13 protein-coding genes and 1 tRNA gene are annotated in these 17,030 nt (G+C 60.6%); 4 read left to right on the top strand and 10 right to left on the bottom strand.

Features of this window, described 5'->3' with window-relative positions; translation table 11 throughout:
• Window positions 1-335 precede the first annotated feature (335 nt).
• Genes AC07XF_RS11680 through ptsP form a run of 3 tightly spaced genes read right to left on the bottom strand, consistent with a single transcriptional unit; the run spans window position 336 to window position 5,889 of the window.
• Entirely contained in the window at window positions 336-2,075 is a 1,740-nt protein-coding gene (locus AC07XF_RS11680) for a PTS fructose-like transporter subunit IIB (protein ID WP_495026614.1), read from the bottom strand.
• 11 nt (window positions 2,076-2,086) lie between these two features.
• The gene (gene pfkB / locus AC07XF_RS11685; protein ID WP_495026615.1) at window positions 2,087-3,028 is read right to left on the bottom strand and encodes a 1-phosphofructokinase; all 942 of its coding nucleotides are present in this window, start codon (window positions 3,026-3,028) and stop codon (window positions 2,087-2,089) included.
• Window positions 3,028-5,889, bottom strand: a complete 2,862-nt coding sequence (ptsP, locus tag AC07XF_RS11690) for a phosphoenolpyruvate--protein phosphotransferase (protein ID WP_495026616.1) — start codon at window positions 5,887-5,889, stop codon at window positions 3,028-3,030. Before ptsP ends, pfkB begins: the two co-directional genes overlap by 1 nt.
• A 290-nt stretch (window positions 5,890-6,179) precedes the next feature.
• On the opposite strand from ptsP, the gene cra reads away from it, so the two are divergent.
• Window positions 6,180-7,175 carry a catabolite repressor/activator gene (cra, locus tag AC07XF_RS11695; protein ID WP_204929159.1) on the top strand — a complete coding sequence of 332 codons (996 nt, stop codon included), beginning with the start codon at window positions 6,180-6,182 and terminating at the stop codon, window positions 7,173-7,175.
• 3 nt (window positions 7,176-7,178) lie between these two features.
• A complete protein-coding gene (locus tag AC07XF_RS11700; protein WP_495026617.1) occupies window positions 7,179-7,955 on the top strand; it encodes a TatD family hydrolase in 777 nt (258 codons plus the stop codon).
• On the opposite strand, the gene AC07XF_RS11705 is transcribed toward AC07XF_RS11700, so the two are convergent.
• The 4 genes from AC07XF_RS11705 to ampD form a co-directional block, all read right to left on the bottom strand.
• Entirely contained in the window at window positions 7,956-8,345 is a 390-nt protein-coding gene (locus AC07XF_RS11705; RefSeq protein ID WP_495026618.1) for a hypothetical protein, read from the bottom strand.
• Between the two features lie 245 nt (window positions 8,346-8,590).
• Window positions 8,591-10,621, bottom strand: coding sequence for a methyl-accepting chemotaxis protein (locus tag AC07XF_RS11710; RefSeq protein ID WP_495026619.1), 2,031 nt, complete (start codon window positions 10,619-10,621; stop codon window positions 8,591-8,593).
• 207 nt (window positions 10,622-10,828) lie between these two features.
• Complete coding sequence (ampE, locus tag AC07XF_RS11715; RefSeq protein ID WP_495026620.1) at window positions 10,829-11,665, bottom strand: regulatory signaling modulator protein AmpE; 837 nt, start codon at window positions 11,663-11,665, stop codon at window positions 10,829-10,831.
• Window positions 11,662-12,222, bottom strand: coding sequence for a 1,6-anhydro-N-acetylmuramyl-L-alanine amidase AmpD (ampD, locus tag AC07XF_RS11720; protein WP_495026621.1), 561 nt, complete (start codon window positions 12,220-12,222; stop codon window positions 11,662-11,664). The genes ampE and ampD overlap by 4 nt, the downstream gene beginning before the upstream one ends.
• A gap of 252 nt (window positions 12,223-12,474) precedes the next feature.
• Between ampD and nadC the strand changes: the two genes are divergently transcribed.
• Complete coding sequence (gene nadC, locus AC07XF_RS11725; RefSeq protein ID WP_495026622.1) at window positions 12,475-13,323, top strand: carboxylating nicotinate-nucleotide diphosphorylase; 849 nt, start codon at window positions 12,475-12,477, stop codon at window positions 13,321-13,323.
• Between the two features lie 131 nt (window positions 13,324-13,454).
• Here nadC and AC07XF_RS11730 read toward each other — a convergent pair whose 3' ends face one another.
• A complete protein-coding gene (locus AC07XF_RS11730; RefSeq protein ID WP_495026623.1) occupies window positions 13,455-13,760 on the bottom strand; it encodes a DUF6388 family protein in 306 nt (101 codons plus the stop codon).
• A gap of 243 nt (window positions 13,761-14,003) precedes the next feature.
• Here AC07XF_RS11730 and AC07XF_RS11735 point away from each other — a divergent pair, with 243 nt between their 5' ends.
• A complete protein-coding gene (locus AC07XF_RS11735; RefSeq protein WP_495026624.1) occupies window positions 14,004-14,450 on the top strand; it encodes a hypothetical protein in 447 nt (148 codons plus the stop codon).
• Between the two features lie 13 nt (window positions 14,451-14,463).
• Here the strand turns inward: AC07XF_RS11735 and AC07XF_RS11740 are convergent.
• Together AC07XF_RS11740 and pnp are read right to left on the bottom strand one after the other, a co-directional pair.
• A tRNA-Thr gene (locus AC07XF_RS11740) sits at window positions 14,464-14,539 on the bottom strand.
• Between the two features lie 225 nt (window positions 14,540-14,764).
• On the bottom strand, window positions 14,765-16,870 hold the full coding sequence (gene pnp / locus AC07XF_RS11745; RefSeq protein WP_103394099.1) for a polyribonucleotide nucleotidyltransferase: 2,106 nt from the start codon (window positions 16,868-16,870) through the stop codon (window positions 14,765-14,767).
• Window positions 16,871-17,030: the final 160 nt, after the last annotated feature.

The raw sequence follows: 17,030 nt of genomic DNA on the forward strand, positions 1-17,030 counted from the left end.
ACGATCTCTCTGACGTGCTGCGAACTCTGATTTTACGACTGCTACGCAGCCGAACGCAGGCTTCGCCAGCTGCTACAGATTGCGTTGTGGCTTAACTGATCGGCATTGCCGGCAATGGCATAATGCCGATCAGCCAGGCGAACTCGCTACGCCTTCCTTGTAGCAGCTGCCGAAGGCTGCGTTCGGCTGCGCAGCAGTCGTGAATCCGGCTTGCACGATCTCTCTGACGTGCTGCGAACTCTGATTTTACGACTGCTACGCAGCCGAACGCAGGCTTCGCCAGCTGCTACAAGGGATCGCATTTCATATGTGGGTGCTGGCTGCGATCTTTTGATCTAGGCCTTGGCCGGCTCCAGTGCCAACTCCACATCTTCCTGCCGCTTGACCAGCGCATACGCCACCGCTGTCAACAGACTCCCCGCCACAATCGCCAGCAGATACAGCAGCGCATGGTTGATCGCATTCGGGATCGCCAGCACGAACAACCCACCGTGGGGCGCCATCAACTTGCAGCCGAAATACATCGACAACGCACCAGTCAGCGCACCGCCGGCAATGCTCGCCGGGATCACCCGCAACGGATCTTTCGCCGCAAACGGAATCGCCCCTTCGGAGATGAAACACAGCCCCAGCACCAGCGCTGCTTTACCGGCTTCGCGTTCGGCCTGGGCGAACTTGCGTCGGGCAATGAACGTGGCGATGCCCAGCCCAATCGGCGGCACCATGCCGGCGGCCATGGTCGCCGCCATCGGTGCGTAACTCTGCGATGCCAGCAACCCGACCGAAAACGCATAGGCGGCTTTGTTGATCGGTCCGCCGAGGTCGACGCACATCATGCCGCCCAGCAACACACCCAGCAGAATCGCGTTGGTGGTGCCCATGCTGTCGAGGAAATGCGTGAGGCCGGCGAGCATGCCGGCGACCGGTTTGCCGACCACGTAGATCATAACCAGACCGGTGAACAGACTCGCCAGCAACGGGATGATCAGGATCGGTTTAAGCGCCTCCAGGCTCTGTGGTAAACGCGCATATTTATTGATCGCCCGGGCCGTATAACCGGCGATGAAACCGGCGATGATCCCGCCAATGAAACCGGCGCCCAGGGTGCTCGCCAACAGACCGCCGATCATCCCCGGCGCGAGGCCCGGACGGTCGGCGATGGAATAGGCGATATAGCCTGCCAGCAACGGCACCATCAGCTTGAATGCGCTATCGCCGCCAATCTGCATCAACGCCGCCGCCAGCGTGCCCTGTTCCTTGAATGCGGTAATGCCGAACACGAACGACAAGGCGATCATCAAGCCGCCGGCCACCACCATCGGCAACATGAACGACACACCAGTCAGCAGGTGTTTATAGACGCCCGTCTTCTCCTGTTTCGCGGTTGTCGTGGCAGCGCTCGATGCGCTTTCCTGCTGGCCTTCGGCCAAGGCTTTGTTCAAGGTCGCTTCGGCTTGCTTGAGGGCAATGCCGGTGCCACAACGATAGATTTTCTTGCCGGCGAAACGCTCGGTGGCGACTTCGATATCGGCCGCCAGCAGCACTACATCGGCCTCGGCAATGGCTTGCGCGCTCAATGGATTGCGCGCGCCGACCGAGCCCTGGGTTTCCACTTGCAGGTCATAGCCCAGACGCTTGGCCGCTTGCTGCAAGGCTTCGGCGGCCATGAACGTGTGAGCTACGCCCGTCGGGCATGCGGTGACGGCCACCAGTCGCGGCGTGTTTTGGGCAACCGCAATTGGCTCGATGACAGCTTCGCAAGCGATGTAAACCTGCGCTTCCTGCGCACCGCGCCGCAGCACCGCTTCCACGTCCTGCAGGGCCTGGGCCGGGGTACTCTGGAACACCCGCTTGCCGACAAACCGCGACATGTCCACCGGCGCACTGGTCACCAGCAACACCCACTCAGCCGCTTCGAGGGTGGCCGCCGACAGTTGCTTTTCGGGATGCGCGGCATCGGTGACTTCAACACTGGTGCTCCAGCCCTGACGCTGGGCCGCAGCATCGAGCAGCCTGGCACACAGCACACTGGTGACCATGCCGTTCGGGCAGGCCGTAATGATGGCTAACTTCATGACAAACCCTCTTATTGTTCTGTCAGGGGACGCACGCGGACACCCCGTTCGAGCTGCGCCAGCTGCGCTGCATCGCCAATGCCGAAACCGATCTGGGTCACTGCCATCGCAGCAATCGCCGTGGCGGTGCGCAAGGTCTGCTCTGGCGTATCGGCGCTGAGCAAACCGTGGAGCATCCCCGCCAGTAAAGAATCCCCCGCGCCCACGGTGCTGGCGACGCTGACCTTGGGTGGCGTGGCATGCAGCGCCGAGCCGACGCTGAACCAGTTCACACCCTCGGCACCATGGGAAATCACCACATGCTCAATGCCCTGGGCGTGCAAACGCTCCGCCGCCTTGGCTTGGGCACTGACCGACACGACCTCGCTGTCCAGCACCTCGGCCAGCTCTTCAGTGTTGGGTTTGATCAGCCAGGGTCCCGCTTTCAGCGCAGCACGCAATGCATCGCCGCTGGTGTCGAGGGCGACGTTCAGCCCCAGTTGCTTCAAGCGCAAAATCAACGCCTGCAACCACTGCGCGCTGACGCCCAACGGCAAGCTTCCGGCGACAACCACCGCATCGTGCCCAGGGGCAATCTGCTCCAGTCGATCCAGCAATGCCTGCTGCGCCGCTTCGCTGACCTGCGGCCCCGGCCCGTTGATGTCGGTGATGCGGCCGTCGCTTTCCGCCAGTTTGATGTTGCTGCGGGTTTCCCCGGGAACGCGGATGAAGGCATCGACAAAACCGCGTTTGGCGAACAGCGTTTCGAACGCTTGCAGGTTGTCTTCGCCAAGAAATCCACTGACGGTCAACTGATGCCCGAGGTCCGCCAGCACTTGCGCCACGTTCACGCCTTTGCCGGCGGCGTGGGTGTGCATCACGTCGCTGCGGTTGACCTGGCCGGCTTCAAGGCGCGGCAACTGCACGGTCAGGTCCAGCGCCGGGTTGAGGGTCAGGGTGAGAATCCGGGCCATTACAGGGCCTCCACTAGTGCGCGCACTTCATTGGCGCTGCCCACGGCCAGGGCCTGTCGGGCAAGGGTTTGAGTCTGAGTGAAGCCCAGTTCGCGAATCCGCGCCTTGACCTCGGCAATGCTGCGCGCCCCAACGCTGAGCTCGTCCACCCCGAGGCCGACCAGCACCGGCACCGCCAGCGGGTCGGCCGCCAGCTCACCGCACACACCGACCCATTTGCCGTGGGCATGGGCCGCGCGCACGGTGATGTCGATCAGTTGCAGCACCGCCGGGTGCAAACCATCGGCCTGGGCCGACAGCGTCGGATGGCCACGGTCGATGGCCAGGGTGTATTGCGTCAGGTCGTTGGTACCGACGCTGAAAAAGTCGACTTCTTTGGCCAGCACCGGCGCCAACAATGCCGCCGACGGCACTTCGATCATAATCCCCAGTTGCAGGTCGGCAACCGGGATTTCCAGGCGCAGACGTTCGGTCATGTCACGGGCCTGGCGCCATTCATCAACGCTGCCGACCATCGGGAACATGATCCGCAGCGGACGGTTGTCGGCGGCCCGCAGCAAGGCGCGCAGTTGCGCTTCCATGATCTGCGGGCGCTGCAAGGTCAGGCGAATGCCGCGCACGCCGAGGAACGGGTTTTCTTCCTGCGCAATCGGCCAGTACGGCAGCGGTTTGTCGCCACCGACATCGAGGGTGCGCACCACCAGCGGCCGCCCGGCCAGACCGTCGAGGACGCGACGGTACTCGACTTCCTGAGTCGCCTCGTCGGGCGCTTGCGGGTGGGCCATGAAAATCAGTTCGGTGCGCAACAGGCCGATGCCTTCCGCGCCCTGCTCCACCGCGCCAGCCACACCGGCGCTTTCACCAATGTTGGCGAACACTTCGACGGCGTGGCCATCGCGGGTCAATGCCGGTTGATGACGCTGCTCGGCGGCGGCCTTCAAGCGTTGCTCACGGGTATCGCGTTCGGCACTGGCGCGCTGCAAGGTCGCCGCGTCAGCGTCCACATGCAGACGACCACGCTGACCATCGAGCAGCAACGGCGTCCCCGGCGCCAACAGCAACACGCCGGGGCCGGCGCCGACCAGTGCCGGAATGCCCAGGGCCCGGGCGACAATCGCACTGTGCGCGGTAGCGCCACCACGGGCGGTGAGAATCCCCGCCACGCGCGCCGGATCGAGACGTGCGACGTCGGACGGGCCGACCTCGTCCATCACCAGAATGTACGGTTGATCCGGTTCGCTCGGGGTTTCGATGCCACTGAGTTGCATCAGTACCCGACGCCCGATGTCGCGCAAGTCGGCAGCGCGCTCGGCGAGCAAGGCATCCTGCAACGCTTCCTGCTGCCGGGCCGCCGCTTCAATCACGGCCATCCACGCTGCCTCGGCGCTTTCGCCCTGCTTTAGGCGCGTGTCGACCTCATCGGTCAGCTCCGGGTCGTCGAGCATCTCTTGGTGGGTAATGAAAATTTCGCGAATGGCTTTGCTTTTGCTGCGCTCGATCAAGCCCTGGATGTCTCGGCGCACCTGCGCCAGCGCGTGCTGGAGACGTTCACGCTCGATGGCGGCGGACTCACCGCGCAACGGGTAATCAATGGTTTGCAGGACTTGAATATGCGCCGGACCGATGGCGATGCCCGGTGCGGCGGCAATCGCCTGGACCACGCTGCCCGATTTCGGGGCGAGGATCACTTCGGCCATATCGGCAACGACTTCGCGTGCCTGGCTGACTGGCGGCAGCGGTTCGACTTCTTCTCCGAGACCTTCTTCGATGGCTGCCAACAAGGCCGGCAACGCATCAGCCGCAATGCCCGGCTCGGCGATGATTTCCAGTACCTGCCCGCGACGGGCACCGAGGCTGAGCAACTTGCTCAAGCTCTTCACCGACACCGCACTGTCGTGGCCATCGACAATGCGCACGCGGATTTCGCCTTCAAAACTTTTTGCCAGTTGCGCGAGGATTTTCGCCGGGCGCGCATGCAAACCGTGGGCATTGGCCAACGCAATTCGTGCGCTGGGCCAGTCGGCGGGCACTTCACCACCGAGCACTTCGAGGACTTTGCGGCTGCTGGTGGCGCGCCCCAATTCATGGCCACGCCCTTCGATCAACAACGCGCACAGGCGTTCGAGCAGGGCTTGATGGGCCTCACCGAGGCTGGCCAGGCAGAACAGTCCATTAAGGGGTTGGCCGAGGTAACGCAGCGGTTTGTCCGGGGTGACGAAGGCCAGGCCCGGACGCTTCACCGTCTGCTCGCTGTGCAGCCACCACAGGCCATCGCCCAGGGGCAGCGCTTCAACCTGCTGCAGCACAGCGGAGAAACCGTTGCTCACGCATTCGGCCTGCCGCAACAAACGCGCGCCGCGCCAGACCAGCTCCTCGAAATCTTCGGCCGCCACACCGAGGCCGATCATCTGCGCATCCAGCGCCAGTTCCTGCGGCGCGCCTTGCAGCAACTTCAGCAAGGCTTCGGCGGAACCGGCGCGGCGCAGGGCCTGGCCCAGGTCAGTCTCGCCGAGGGCGCGGGTCAGCAATTGCAACAGGCGCAGATGTTCATCGGATTTGGCGGCGATACCGATCGCCAGGTAAACGACATGCCCGTCGCCCCAGTCCACGCCATCAGGGAACTGCATCAGGCGTACACCGGTGGTGAACACTTGATCGCGGGTTTCGGGCGTACCGTGGGGGATGGCAATACCTTGACCGAGAAAGGTCGAGCCCTGGGCTTCCCGTGCCTGCAAACCGGCGAGATAGCCCTCGGCAACCAGGCCGTCAACGACCAGATGCCGGGCCAGCAATTGCAGCGCTGCGGACTTGTCCACAGCCGACTGGCCCATGGAAATCTGCTCTACAGTGAGCTCGAGCATGCTTTCTCCTTTTTGGCGCCTTGGGGCACCAGGTATTGTTTTGAATGAATCAGCTCAGGCGCTTGGTCATCGCTTTTGGCGGTTTCACGGCAGAACCGGCCAAAGGCGCCTATAACGTAGAAAATACGCTTGCTGAAACGTTTAATCTAGATCGATTGGCACGTTACTCGATAATGTCCCATCCTTGAAGCCCAACTTGTCGGATGCGTTACGACAATGGTCGCCTGCCTGAATCGGTTAGGATTGACGAAAATGTCGAGGCAACCTCGAAAAAACAAGGAAACAGCGGGTTGAAACTCAGTGATATCGCCCAGTTGGCCGGTGTGTCCGTCACCACCGCCAGCTATGTCATCAATGGCAAGGCCGAACAGCAGCGCATCAGCAGCGCCACCGTCGAACGCGTGCGTGCGGTCGTCGAACAACATGGCTTCACGCCTAACCCACAAGCCGCCGGTTTGCGCAGCCGACACACGCGCACGTTGGGGTTCATTCTGCCGGATCTGGAAAACCCCAGTTACGCACGCATCGCCAAATTGCTGGAGCAAGGCGCGCGGGCCCGGGGTTATCAGTTGCTGATCGCCAGCTCCGACGATGCACCGGACAGCGAACGGCAATTGCTGCAACTGTTCCGCGCCCGGCGCTGCGACGCGCTGATCGTTGCCAGCTGCCTGCCGGCCGGCGACGACAGCTATCGCCAATTGCAGGCCAAGGGCATTCCGATCATCGCCATCGACCGGGTCATGGAACCCGAGCACTTCTGCTCGGTGATCAGCGACGACCGCGAGGCCAGCCTGCAGCTGACCCGCAGCCTGCTGGAGCCGCTGCCCAGGCAGATCGCGCTGATCGGCGCCCGCCCGGAGCTGAGCATCAGCCGGGAACGTACCGCAGGCTTCAAAGAGGCCCTCGCCGGATTCAATGGTGAGGTGCTGATCGAAGAAGGTGAGTCCTTCAGCCGCGAGTGCGGTAAACAATTGATGGAAGAGTTGCTGCTGCGCCTGGGCCATTTGCCCGATGCCCTGGTGACCACATCCTACGTGCTGCTTCAGGGCGTGTTCGATGCGCTGCATGACTTCCCGCTGAAAAACCGCCCATTGCGCCTCGGCACGTTCGGCGACACCCAGTTGCTGGACTTCCTGCCGCTGCCGGTCAATGCCATGGCCCAACAACACCAGTTGATCGCCGACAAGGCCCTCGCACTGGCCCTGGCGGCCATCGAGCAATCGGATTACCGGCCCGGCGTGCAAGCCATCGCACGGACGTTCAAGCAGCGTATTCTCCAGGATTGAACCGTGGAACTGATCGACACCCACACCCATCTGGATTTTCCGGACTTCGACGCCGATCGTCAGGCGCTGCTGGCCGAAAGCCGCGCCCTCGGGGTGCGACGGATCGTGGTGCTGGGAGTTTATCAGGCCAATTGGCAGCGGGTCTGGGAGCTGGTGCAGAGTGACCCCGACCTGCACGCTGCGTTCGGTTTGCATCCGGTGTACCTGGACGATCATCGCCCGCAACACCTGAGCCAACTCGGTGACTGGCTGACACGCCTGGCAGGCCATCGGCAACTGTGTGCGGTAGGCGAGATCGGCCTGGATTACTTCATCGAAACCCTGGACCGCGACCGCCAGCAGGCATTGTTCGATGCGCAATTGCAGCTGGCGGCGGATTTCGATCTTCCGGCATTGATCCATGTGCGACGTAGCCATGCGGCGGTGATTGCCACGCTCAAACGGTTTCGCCTGAAACGGGCCGGCATCATCCACGCCTTCGCCGGCAGCCAGGAAGAGGCGCGGGAATACATCAAGCTCGGCTTCAAGCTCGGCCTTGGCGGCGCCCCGACCTGGCCGCAGGCACTGCGCATGCACCGCGTGATCGGCGAACTGCCGCTGGAGTCGGTGGTACTGGAAACCGACTCGCCGGACATGGCCCCGGCCATGTTTCCAGGCCAGCGCAACAGCCCGGCACACTTGCCGGCGATCTGCGAGGCACTGGCGCAACGGATGGCGATCAGCCCGGAACAACTGGCGGCTGCCAGCACCGCCAACAGCTGCGCAGTGTTCGGCTGGTAATCAGTCGGCGTGAGCCCTGGCGGCTTCCAGGATCAGCGTCAGGTGCTGGCATCGGCGGAAATAACGGACCACCGCGAAGTACACGAATATGGCGATCAGCGAAACATTCAGCTGTTCGATGACGCTGAGCATTCCCAGCCACTCCATCACCAACGCCACCAGCAACGCGGTGCAGACCATCAACCGCAGGCTGGCGCGCAACAGCGAAAAAGAATCGAGCGACTTGAAGCGCTTGAACTGCTCCGGACAACGTAACTGAACGTGTTTCTGGCAGTGGGCACAGGCAAACGCTTCATTTATCGCAATGGCATTGAGTTGCCAGGGTTGAAGCAGCAATGTGCGCTGACAATGCGCACAGCACCCCTGAACTCCTGTTGTTGCAACAGACATAACCAAGTTCCTCCATGAAATAAGCCGCGTCACTCTTCCTTGATTGAAATCCAAAATCCAGCAAACGATGGGAATCAGGAGGGCTCCCACGCGGAAAGGGATAAAGTATTACGAAACTTTCCGACAGTACACCACAACCTGTGGGAGCGGGCTTGCCCGCGAAAGCGATCGTTCAGTCACATTAATGTTGGATGTGCCGCCGTCTTCGCGGGCAAGCCCGCTCCCACTGGGTCCCGAGGAGACATTCAAACCCGGAATGCACTGATCAACTGCTTCAACTCCACGACCTGGGCCGACAACGCCCGACTGGCATCTTCGGTCTGATGTGCACCTTCAGCGGTACGCTCGCCGGCGCGATTGATCTCGACGATGTTCTGGTCGATGTCGTGGGCCACGGCAGTTTGCTGCTCCACCGCGGCGGCAATCTGCTGGTTCTGGTCGACGATCATGCCAACCGCCCCCAGAATGTTTTCCAGCGCCCGCTGGACCTTTTCCGACTGCCCCACCGTGCCGCTGGCCATTTCATGGCTGGTGCCCATGGCCTTGACCGCCGCGCCGACACCGCCATGGAGCTTGGCGATCATCTGCTCGATTTCTTCGGTCGATTGCTGGGTACGCTTGGCCAGGGTCCGGACTTCATCGGCTACCACCGCAAAACCACGCCCCTGTTCACCGGCCCGGGCTGCTTCGATAGCGGCATTGAGTGCCAGCAGGTTAGTCTGCTCGGCGATACTCTTGATCACTTCCAGAACGCGGCTGATGGACTGGCTGTCGCTGGCCAGTTGATTGATCACCAGCACCGATTGATCGATCTCGCTGGCCAGCGCGGCAATGCTGCCTTGCTGAGACTCCACCAGACTGCGACCACTGATGGTCTCATCGTTGACACTGTGGGCACTGCTTACCGCCGCGGCGGCACTGCGCGCGACTTCCTGGGAAGTGGCCGACATCTGGTTCATGGCCGTGGCCACTTGTTCGATCTGCGTGCGCTGCCCGGCGACGGCCTGGTTGCTTTGCGCGGAAACGTTCTCCACTTGCCCGGCCTGACGCTCGACTTCGCTGACGGTCTGCCCCACCCGCTCGATCAGGTCATGGATTTTTTTCACCGTACCGTTGAACACCTCGCCCAACTCCCCCAGCTCATCGCGGCTGTGGGCGCTGAAGGTCACGGTCATGTCGCCGGCCGCCACCTTGTCCATCACCGCCCCAAGGCGCTTGAGCGTGGTGCGGGTCGAAGCATAGAAAGCGCCGTAGAGATAAAAGATCAACACAAATACGACTGACAACGCCACGGCCTGCAAGACCATGTGCGTGCGATTCTGCTCAAGCCGCTGCTGCAATTGCGGGCCGAGATACTTCAGGACCGCCTCGTTGAGTTGGTAAGTCTGATCCATCAGGGCGCTGACCTGATCGTAAAAGCCCTGCCACGGCGCATCGAGGGTATCGGCCATGACCACTTGTTCTTCGAACATCTCGCTGGCTTTCTTCAAGGATGCCCGGCTGCTATCGGCCTGAGCGGCCAGGGTATCGCGGGCGGCTTTGCTGGAACCCAAGGCGTCCTGCAACTTCAGGCCATATTCGGCCTGGAGCTTTTCAATCTGCGCCAGCAATTCATCGAAACGGGTACTCGAAGCCGAGTTGATGAAACCCTGCCCCAACGAGTAAGACCCCATTGCCCGACCTTCGCCCAGAATCTGGGTGACCCGTGGTGTGACGAGGGTGACGAGTTCGCTCAACTGGCGCATGTCGCTCTGGTTGTCGCGACTGAGGCCGGACTGGCTGGTGATGAGCTGGCTGAAAATCTGCGCGCTGCCCACCAGCTTGCCGATCAGGGCACTTTTGCTTTGCAGGGAGTTTTCCGTTTGCTGGGCCTTGAACGCGGAGATCATCTCATCGCGCTTGCCATCAAACACCGCGACCTGTTCCGGGTCGCTGGTCATCGCCGTCAGCCCTTGCAAGCGAGTCAGAATATTCTGCTCAAGCGCGCTGATTTTCGACTCGACATTGCCGGCCTTGCCGGACTGGCCGAGGCTGACATTGATCTGCACCAGGTTGTTCAGGGTTTCCAGATCGCGCCGTAACGCCAGGCTGCTGCCCAACAGATCCAGGCTCTGCAGTTCGATGCGCGTGCCCTGGAATTCGCGATAGGAGTCGCGCACCAGATAAAAGTTGGTCACCAGCATCGGCACCAGGAACAGTACGCTGATCAGACTGAACTTCATGCCGAAACTCAGGCGGTTCATCAGCGCGACAGCGGGATAGAGCAAGCTCTTCACTGGATGTCTCCCTTCGATTTCTTATTTTTTTTATTGGCAGGCGCAGACTGACAGCAGATAGCCACTATTCGGCGCTATCTCTGTATAACTTAAATCGGCAGGAGGTTTTGTAACTTAAGGTTAACGACAGGGCGAAGCACTTCAGGCAAGTGATCGCCCTGTGGCGAGGGAGCTTGCTCCCTCACCACAACGGCTCTGACTGCCGCCCTAATGCAGGACCGTCCACAACGCAAACCCGGCATACCAGAGCACCGCGGCACGCAGCAGCAGTTCCCAGATGCGGTCCAGGTTGTTGATACCTTCTGCGCCCGCCACCGGCGCCGGAATTTCACCGGCCACCAGCCCGACTTTCACGATCAGTTGCGCGGCGCTGATGTTCCAGTTCAGCAGTTCATGCAACATGACCCGGCTGACCGCGACAAAATTGCCGACCAACGCCAGGCTCGCCGCCAGCAGGCGCACCGGCACCCAGTCGAAGGCGTGACGCAGTTGCCCGGCGCGCTCGACCACCGCAGGGTTTTTCCCGTGCTCTTCGGCCAGTGCCAGCAGCCGATAACTCAGCGCCGCGACCGGTCCCAGCAGGAAGTACCAGAAAATAACCGCGAAAAAACTCTGGTAGGCCTCCCACAGCAAATGCCCTTCGACCTGTTCCAGCAGCTGCTCGCCACTGTCGGCGCAAATATCCAGATCGCGCTTGGCGACAAGGGCCGCGGCTTGCAGGTCCTCACGGCGCCAGGCATCGCGGAACGGCCCGAGATCGCCCAACAGATCACCGCGTCCGAGGCTGTAAATCACCACCAGCAAATGGATCGGCAGCGCCAGCAACCCGTAGGCCACCGGTTCGATGACCACCAGCAGCAAACCCAGCAACGCCACCGGCAACAAGACCATTACCGACAACACCAGCCATGGCCGACCCGAAAGTCGCGGGCTGGCTTCAAGCTTGTGCAGCTTCTGTATCCAGCCGCCGTCCCGTTGAACCCGATGGCGCAGGGCCGAGAACTTTTCTATCCACACCGCCAATAGCAATACCAGAAAACTCATTGCCCTTCCTCTTGTGCCAGAGCTGCACGATAGCGTGCCCAGTCGAATGCCGGCCCCGGATCGGTTTTGCGCCCGGGTGCAATGTCGCTGTGCCCGCAGATGCGCTCTGTGGTGATCGCCGTGAACGCCTGCTGCAGCTGGCGGGTCAGGGCTGTCAACGCGCTGTATTGCGCATCGGTGAACGGCAGATCATCCGTGCCTTCCAGTTCGATGCCCACGGAAAAATCGTTACAGGTTTCCCGTCCCTCGAAACTCGAGACACCCGCATGCCACGCACGCTCAAGGCATGAAACAAACTGGGTGACGGTACCATCACGCTCGATCAGAAAGTGCGCGGACACCCGCAAGTCCGCGATCCCTGCAAAATAGGGATGTTCGGTGACATCCAGGCGATTCTGGAAAAACTCCTGCACCTTGCCGGTGGCGAACTGCGCCGGCGGCAGGCTGATGTTGTGGATGACCAACAGGGAAATTTCGCCTGTGGGGCGCGCATTGAAGTTGGGTGAAGGGCAGACATGCACACCCTGAATCCAACCGCTCGCGGGGTCCAACTGCATACAGATTCCTTCAACGTCGACTGTGTTGGCACAGTATGCCGCGATAATCCCCCGGGACGCGATCACTTGCCGCGTTTGAGGCACTGGAGGTTGGCGATCTCAAACAGGCACCTGTTCGGAATCGACGGCCAACGCCGACAACGTCAGGGACTCGACCAAATGCAGGCACCAGCACCAACGTAACGCGCTGATGCCTTGGGTTGGTCGCTGACATGGCCCTATAATCGGACCACTTTGTTTGTGGAGTCCGTTATGCCGAACCTACATCTCGCCGATCTGACCGCCGAAATCGAAGCCAACGTGCGCCGTGCGTTGCGCGAAGACATTGGCAGCGGCGACATCACCGCGCAGTTGATCCCGGCCGAACGCCTGGCCAAAGCCACCATCATTACCCGCGATGCCGCCGTCATCAGCGGCACCGCCTGGGTGGATACCGTGTTTCGGCAACTGGACCCACGGGTGGCGGTGCACTGGCAGGTTGCCGACGGTGAACGGGTTGCGCCCAATCAGGTGCTGTTCCACCTCGAAGGCCCGGCGCGCTCACTGCTGACCGGTGAACGCAGTGCCCTGAACTTCCTGCAATTGCTCTCCGGCGTGGCGACTCGCGCACAATACCTGGCGGACTTCGTCGCCGAGACTCAGGTCAAGCTTCTCGACACCCGTAAAACCTTGCCAGGGCTGCGCCTGGCGCAGAAGTACGCCGTGACCTGCGGCGGTTGCCACAACCACCGCATCGGCCTGTATGACGCCTTCCTGATCAAGGAAAACCACATTGCCGCCAGTGGTGGCATCGCGCAGGCCATCGCCGCCGCGCACAAGATCGCCCCGGGCAAACCGGTCGAGATTGAAGTGGAAAACCTGGAGGAACTGAAAGAAGCGCTGGCGGCCGGTGCCGACATCATCATGCTCGATGAACTGAGCCTGGACGACATGCGCGAAGCCGTGCGCCTGAATGCTGGCAAGGCCAAACTGGAAGCCAGCGGCGGGATCAACGAAAGCACGTTGCTGCCGATTGCACAGACCGGGGTGGATTACATTTCGATCGGTGCGATGACCAAGGATGTGAAGGCGGTCGATCTGTCGATGCGCCTGAGTCTCTGATCACACGGATGTGAGTTGCCAAAACTGTAGGAGCGAGCTTGCTCGCGATGTACCTGAGAGCGCCATGTTTAACCAGTAAACACGCGTTATCGTTAACGACCATCGCGAGCAAGCTCGCTCCTACATGAGTGTCAGACCACCAAATTGTTCATCTCGCAGTACTCTTCCCACTCGACGCCCAACACCTCGGCCGCTTCTTTGTGCAGCTTCAGGCGTTCTGCCTCGTACTCCTCCGGCGTTGAGGTGTACTTGAGCGTCAGTTCCCACGGCTGCAAGCCCTGGGCCTCCGCCTCGTCCTCGAACGCCCACTGGATCTGGTCTTTCTGATCATCGGGACTCAAGTCCTTGATCTCGTCCATCAGCTCGGGGGCATCCAGCACGTATTTCTTCAGCGCTTCTTCGTGTCGGGCTTCTTGGGTCAATTCTTTAACGGTCATGGCGTTCTCGCTGATCTGGGAATGGAAGATGGATCTGGATCTTCAAGGATCTCTCTGACACAAAAACCGGCTTAAACCCGGTTCATCTGGCCTTCAGAACCATTCTGGATCATCTGAAAACTGCTGGGCGGTGCTCAGGCAGGCTCCGAATATAGGACGTTTGGCTGGGGATTTACATGGCTCTTTACATCATTCCCACAAAAAGCGGTGTACACGAGAACCAACGGGCCTTGGGAACATAAATTGAACGCCGAAGTCATAGCGATGTGCCATATCGGCACTTCACAAGGAATCTCGGTGATGCGCAGCTTTTCGAAGTTTTCGTCTGTTCTGTCCGCGACGGTGATGACAACCTTGCTGGGGGCCCTGGCGCTGCCGGCAACCGCACTGGCCAGTATTGAATTGAGTAGCGGTTATACGTCCTCCGGCGACAAAATCACGGTCATTCACAATGAATACGGCAAAGACGTACTCGTCAGAAGCGATTACAGCCTCGACGATCTGAAAAAAATGCAGGACACGATCGACAATCAGACGCGGCAGATCGAAGAGTTCAAGCGCAACAGCGGTTCCAGCTCAAGCTCCAGCAGCAAGGAAATCGACGAACTCAAGCGCACGGTGGCCGAGCAGGAGCGCGAACTCGATAACCTCAAGCGTACCGTCGAGGAGCTGAGCAGAAAGGTGAAATAACCGAGGGGGGATATGGTGCCCGAGACAGGAATCGAACCTGCGACCTTCGCGTTACGAGTGCGCTGCTCTACCGGCTGAGCTACACGGGCGGTGGGCTAAAACTAGCACTGAGTTTCGACTCCAGCAACTTGTGGCGAGGGAGCTTACTCCCGCTCGGCTGCGCAGCAGTCGTAAAACAGCGGGGTCGCTTCGCAACCCGGCGGGAACAAGCGCCCTCGCCACAACAAATTTCACGCTCAGTTTTTTCCTGCACACAGCAAAACGCCCCGAACCAGTCGGGGCGTTTTGTTGTTCAGCGGTTAGCGCGGGGGTAATTAAACGCCCGAAGCCTTGGCTGCTGCCACGTCTTTGATGGACAGCTTGATACGGCCGCGGTTGTCCACGTCCAGTACCAGTACTTCCACTTCCTGACCTTCTTTCAGAATGTCGGTCACTTTCTCAACGCGAGCGTCGCTCAGCATGGAGATGTGAACCAGACCGTCCTTGCCCGGCAGGATGTTGACGAATGCGCCGAAGTCGACGATGCGCTCAACCTTACCGACGTAGATCTTGCCGATTTCGGCTTCAGCGGTGATACCCAGAACGCGCTGACGTGCTGCTTCAGCCGCTTCCTTGGTTTCGCCGAAGATCTTGATCGAACCGTCGTCTTCGATGTCGATCGAAGCCTTGGTCTCTTCACAGATTGCACGAATGGTCGCGCCGCCTTTACCGATGACATCACGGATTTTGTCGGTGTCGATCTTCATCGCGATCATGGTCGGAGCGTTGGCCGACAGTTCGGTACGCGACTGGCCAATGATCTGGTTCATCTGACCGAGGATGTTCAGGCGCGCTTCCAGGGCTTGGCCCAGAGCGATCTCCATGATTTCTTCGGTGATGCCCTTGATCTTGATGTCCATCTGCAGCGCGGTGACGCCTTTGGCGGTACCGGCTACCTTGAAGTCCATGTCGCCCAGGTGGTCTTCGTCACCCAGGATGTCGGTCAGGACGGCGAACTTCTCGCCTTCTTTAACCAGACCCATGGCGATACCGGCAACCGGAGCCTTCATTGGAACGCCAGCGTCCATCAGGGCCAGGGAAGCACCGCAAACGGAAGCCATCGAGCTCGAACCGTTGGACTCGGTGATTTCCGAAACAACACGGATGGTGTACGGGAACACGTCAGCGGCAGGCAGCATGGCCGAAACCGAACGACGGGCCAGACGGCCGTGACCGATTTCGCGACGACCAGCGCCACCCATGCGACCACATTCGCCCACCGAGAACGGAGGGAAGTTGTAGTGCAGCATGAACGGGTCTTTTTTCTCGCCTTCCAGGGTGTCCAGCAGCTGTGCGTCACGGGCGGTGCCCAGCGTCGCGACTACCAGGGCCTGGGTTTCGCCACGGGTGAACAGTGCCGAACCGTGGGTCTTCGGCAGAACGCCGACTTCGATGTTCAGCGGACGCACGGTGCGAGTGTCGCGACCGTCGATACGTGGCTTGCCGTTTACGATGTTTTCGCGAACGGTGCGGTATTCGATTTCGCCGAAAGCCGCTTTGACTTCACTGGAAGAAGGCTGGCCTTCTTCACCGGACAGCTTGGCAACGACCTGATCCTTCAACTCGCCCAGGCGAGCGTAACGGTCGGCCTTGACGGTGATGGTGTAAGCCTGGGAGATCGCTTCGCCGAACTCGGCACGGATAGCGCCCAGCAGTTCGGTGGCTTCAGGCTGTGGAGCCCAGGTCCAGGTTGGCTTGGCAGCTTCGGCAGCCAGTTCTTTAACGGCGTTGATCACAACCTGGAACTCGTCGTGAGCAAACAGTACCGCGCCCAGCATCTGGTCTTCGGTCAGCTCTTTGGCTTCCGATTCAACCATCAGCACAGCGTCCGAAGTACCGGCAACGACCATGTCCAGGCTCGAAGCAGCCTGTTGCTCGTAAGTCGGGTTCAGCAGGTAGCCGGTGCTTTCGTGGAACGCAACGCGGGCAGCGCCGATCGGGCCATCGAAAGGAATGCCGGAGATGGCCAGGGCAGCCGAGGTACCGATCATCGCGGCGATGTCCGGATCGGTCTTCTTGCTGGTGGAAACAACGGTGCAGACAACCTGCACTTCGTTCATGAAGCCTTCTGGGAACAGCGGACGGATCGGACGGTCGATCAGTCGGGAAGTCAGGGTTTCTTTCTCGGAAGGACGGCCTTCACGCTTGAAAAAACCGCCAGGGATCTTACCGGCAGCGTAAGTCTTTTCCTGGTAGTGAACAGACAGAGGGAAGAAGCCCTTGCCTGGATCGGCTTGCTTGGCACCGACTACGGTCACCAATACGCTGACGTCGTCGTCAACGGTGACCAATACTGCGCCGGAGGCCTGACGGGCGATACGGCCAGTCTCGAGGGTAACGGTCGACTGACCGAACTGGAATTTTTTGATTACCGGGTTCACGGTGTCCTACCTTCTTTGTGGCTCTTGGGGGAACTGGTTTCTTGCGAAATTCTTGGGCAACGCCGGGAATCGGCCCGACCGGTTGTCCGGGGTGCACTCACACAGGTAAAGCAGACATCCAGATAAAACTTGAGGCTGGAAGCCTGCCATGCGCTGGCGG

It is taken from the genome of Pseudomonas sp. GW821-FHT01C01, assembly GCF_059422645.1.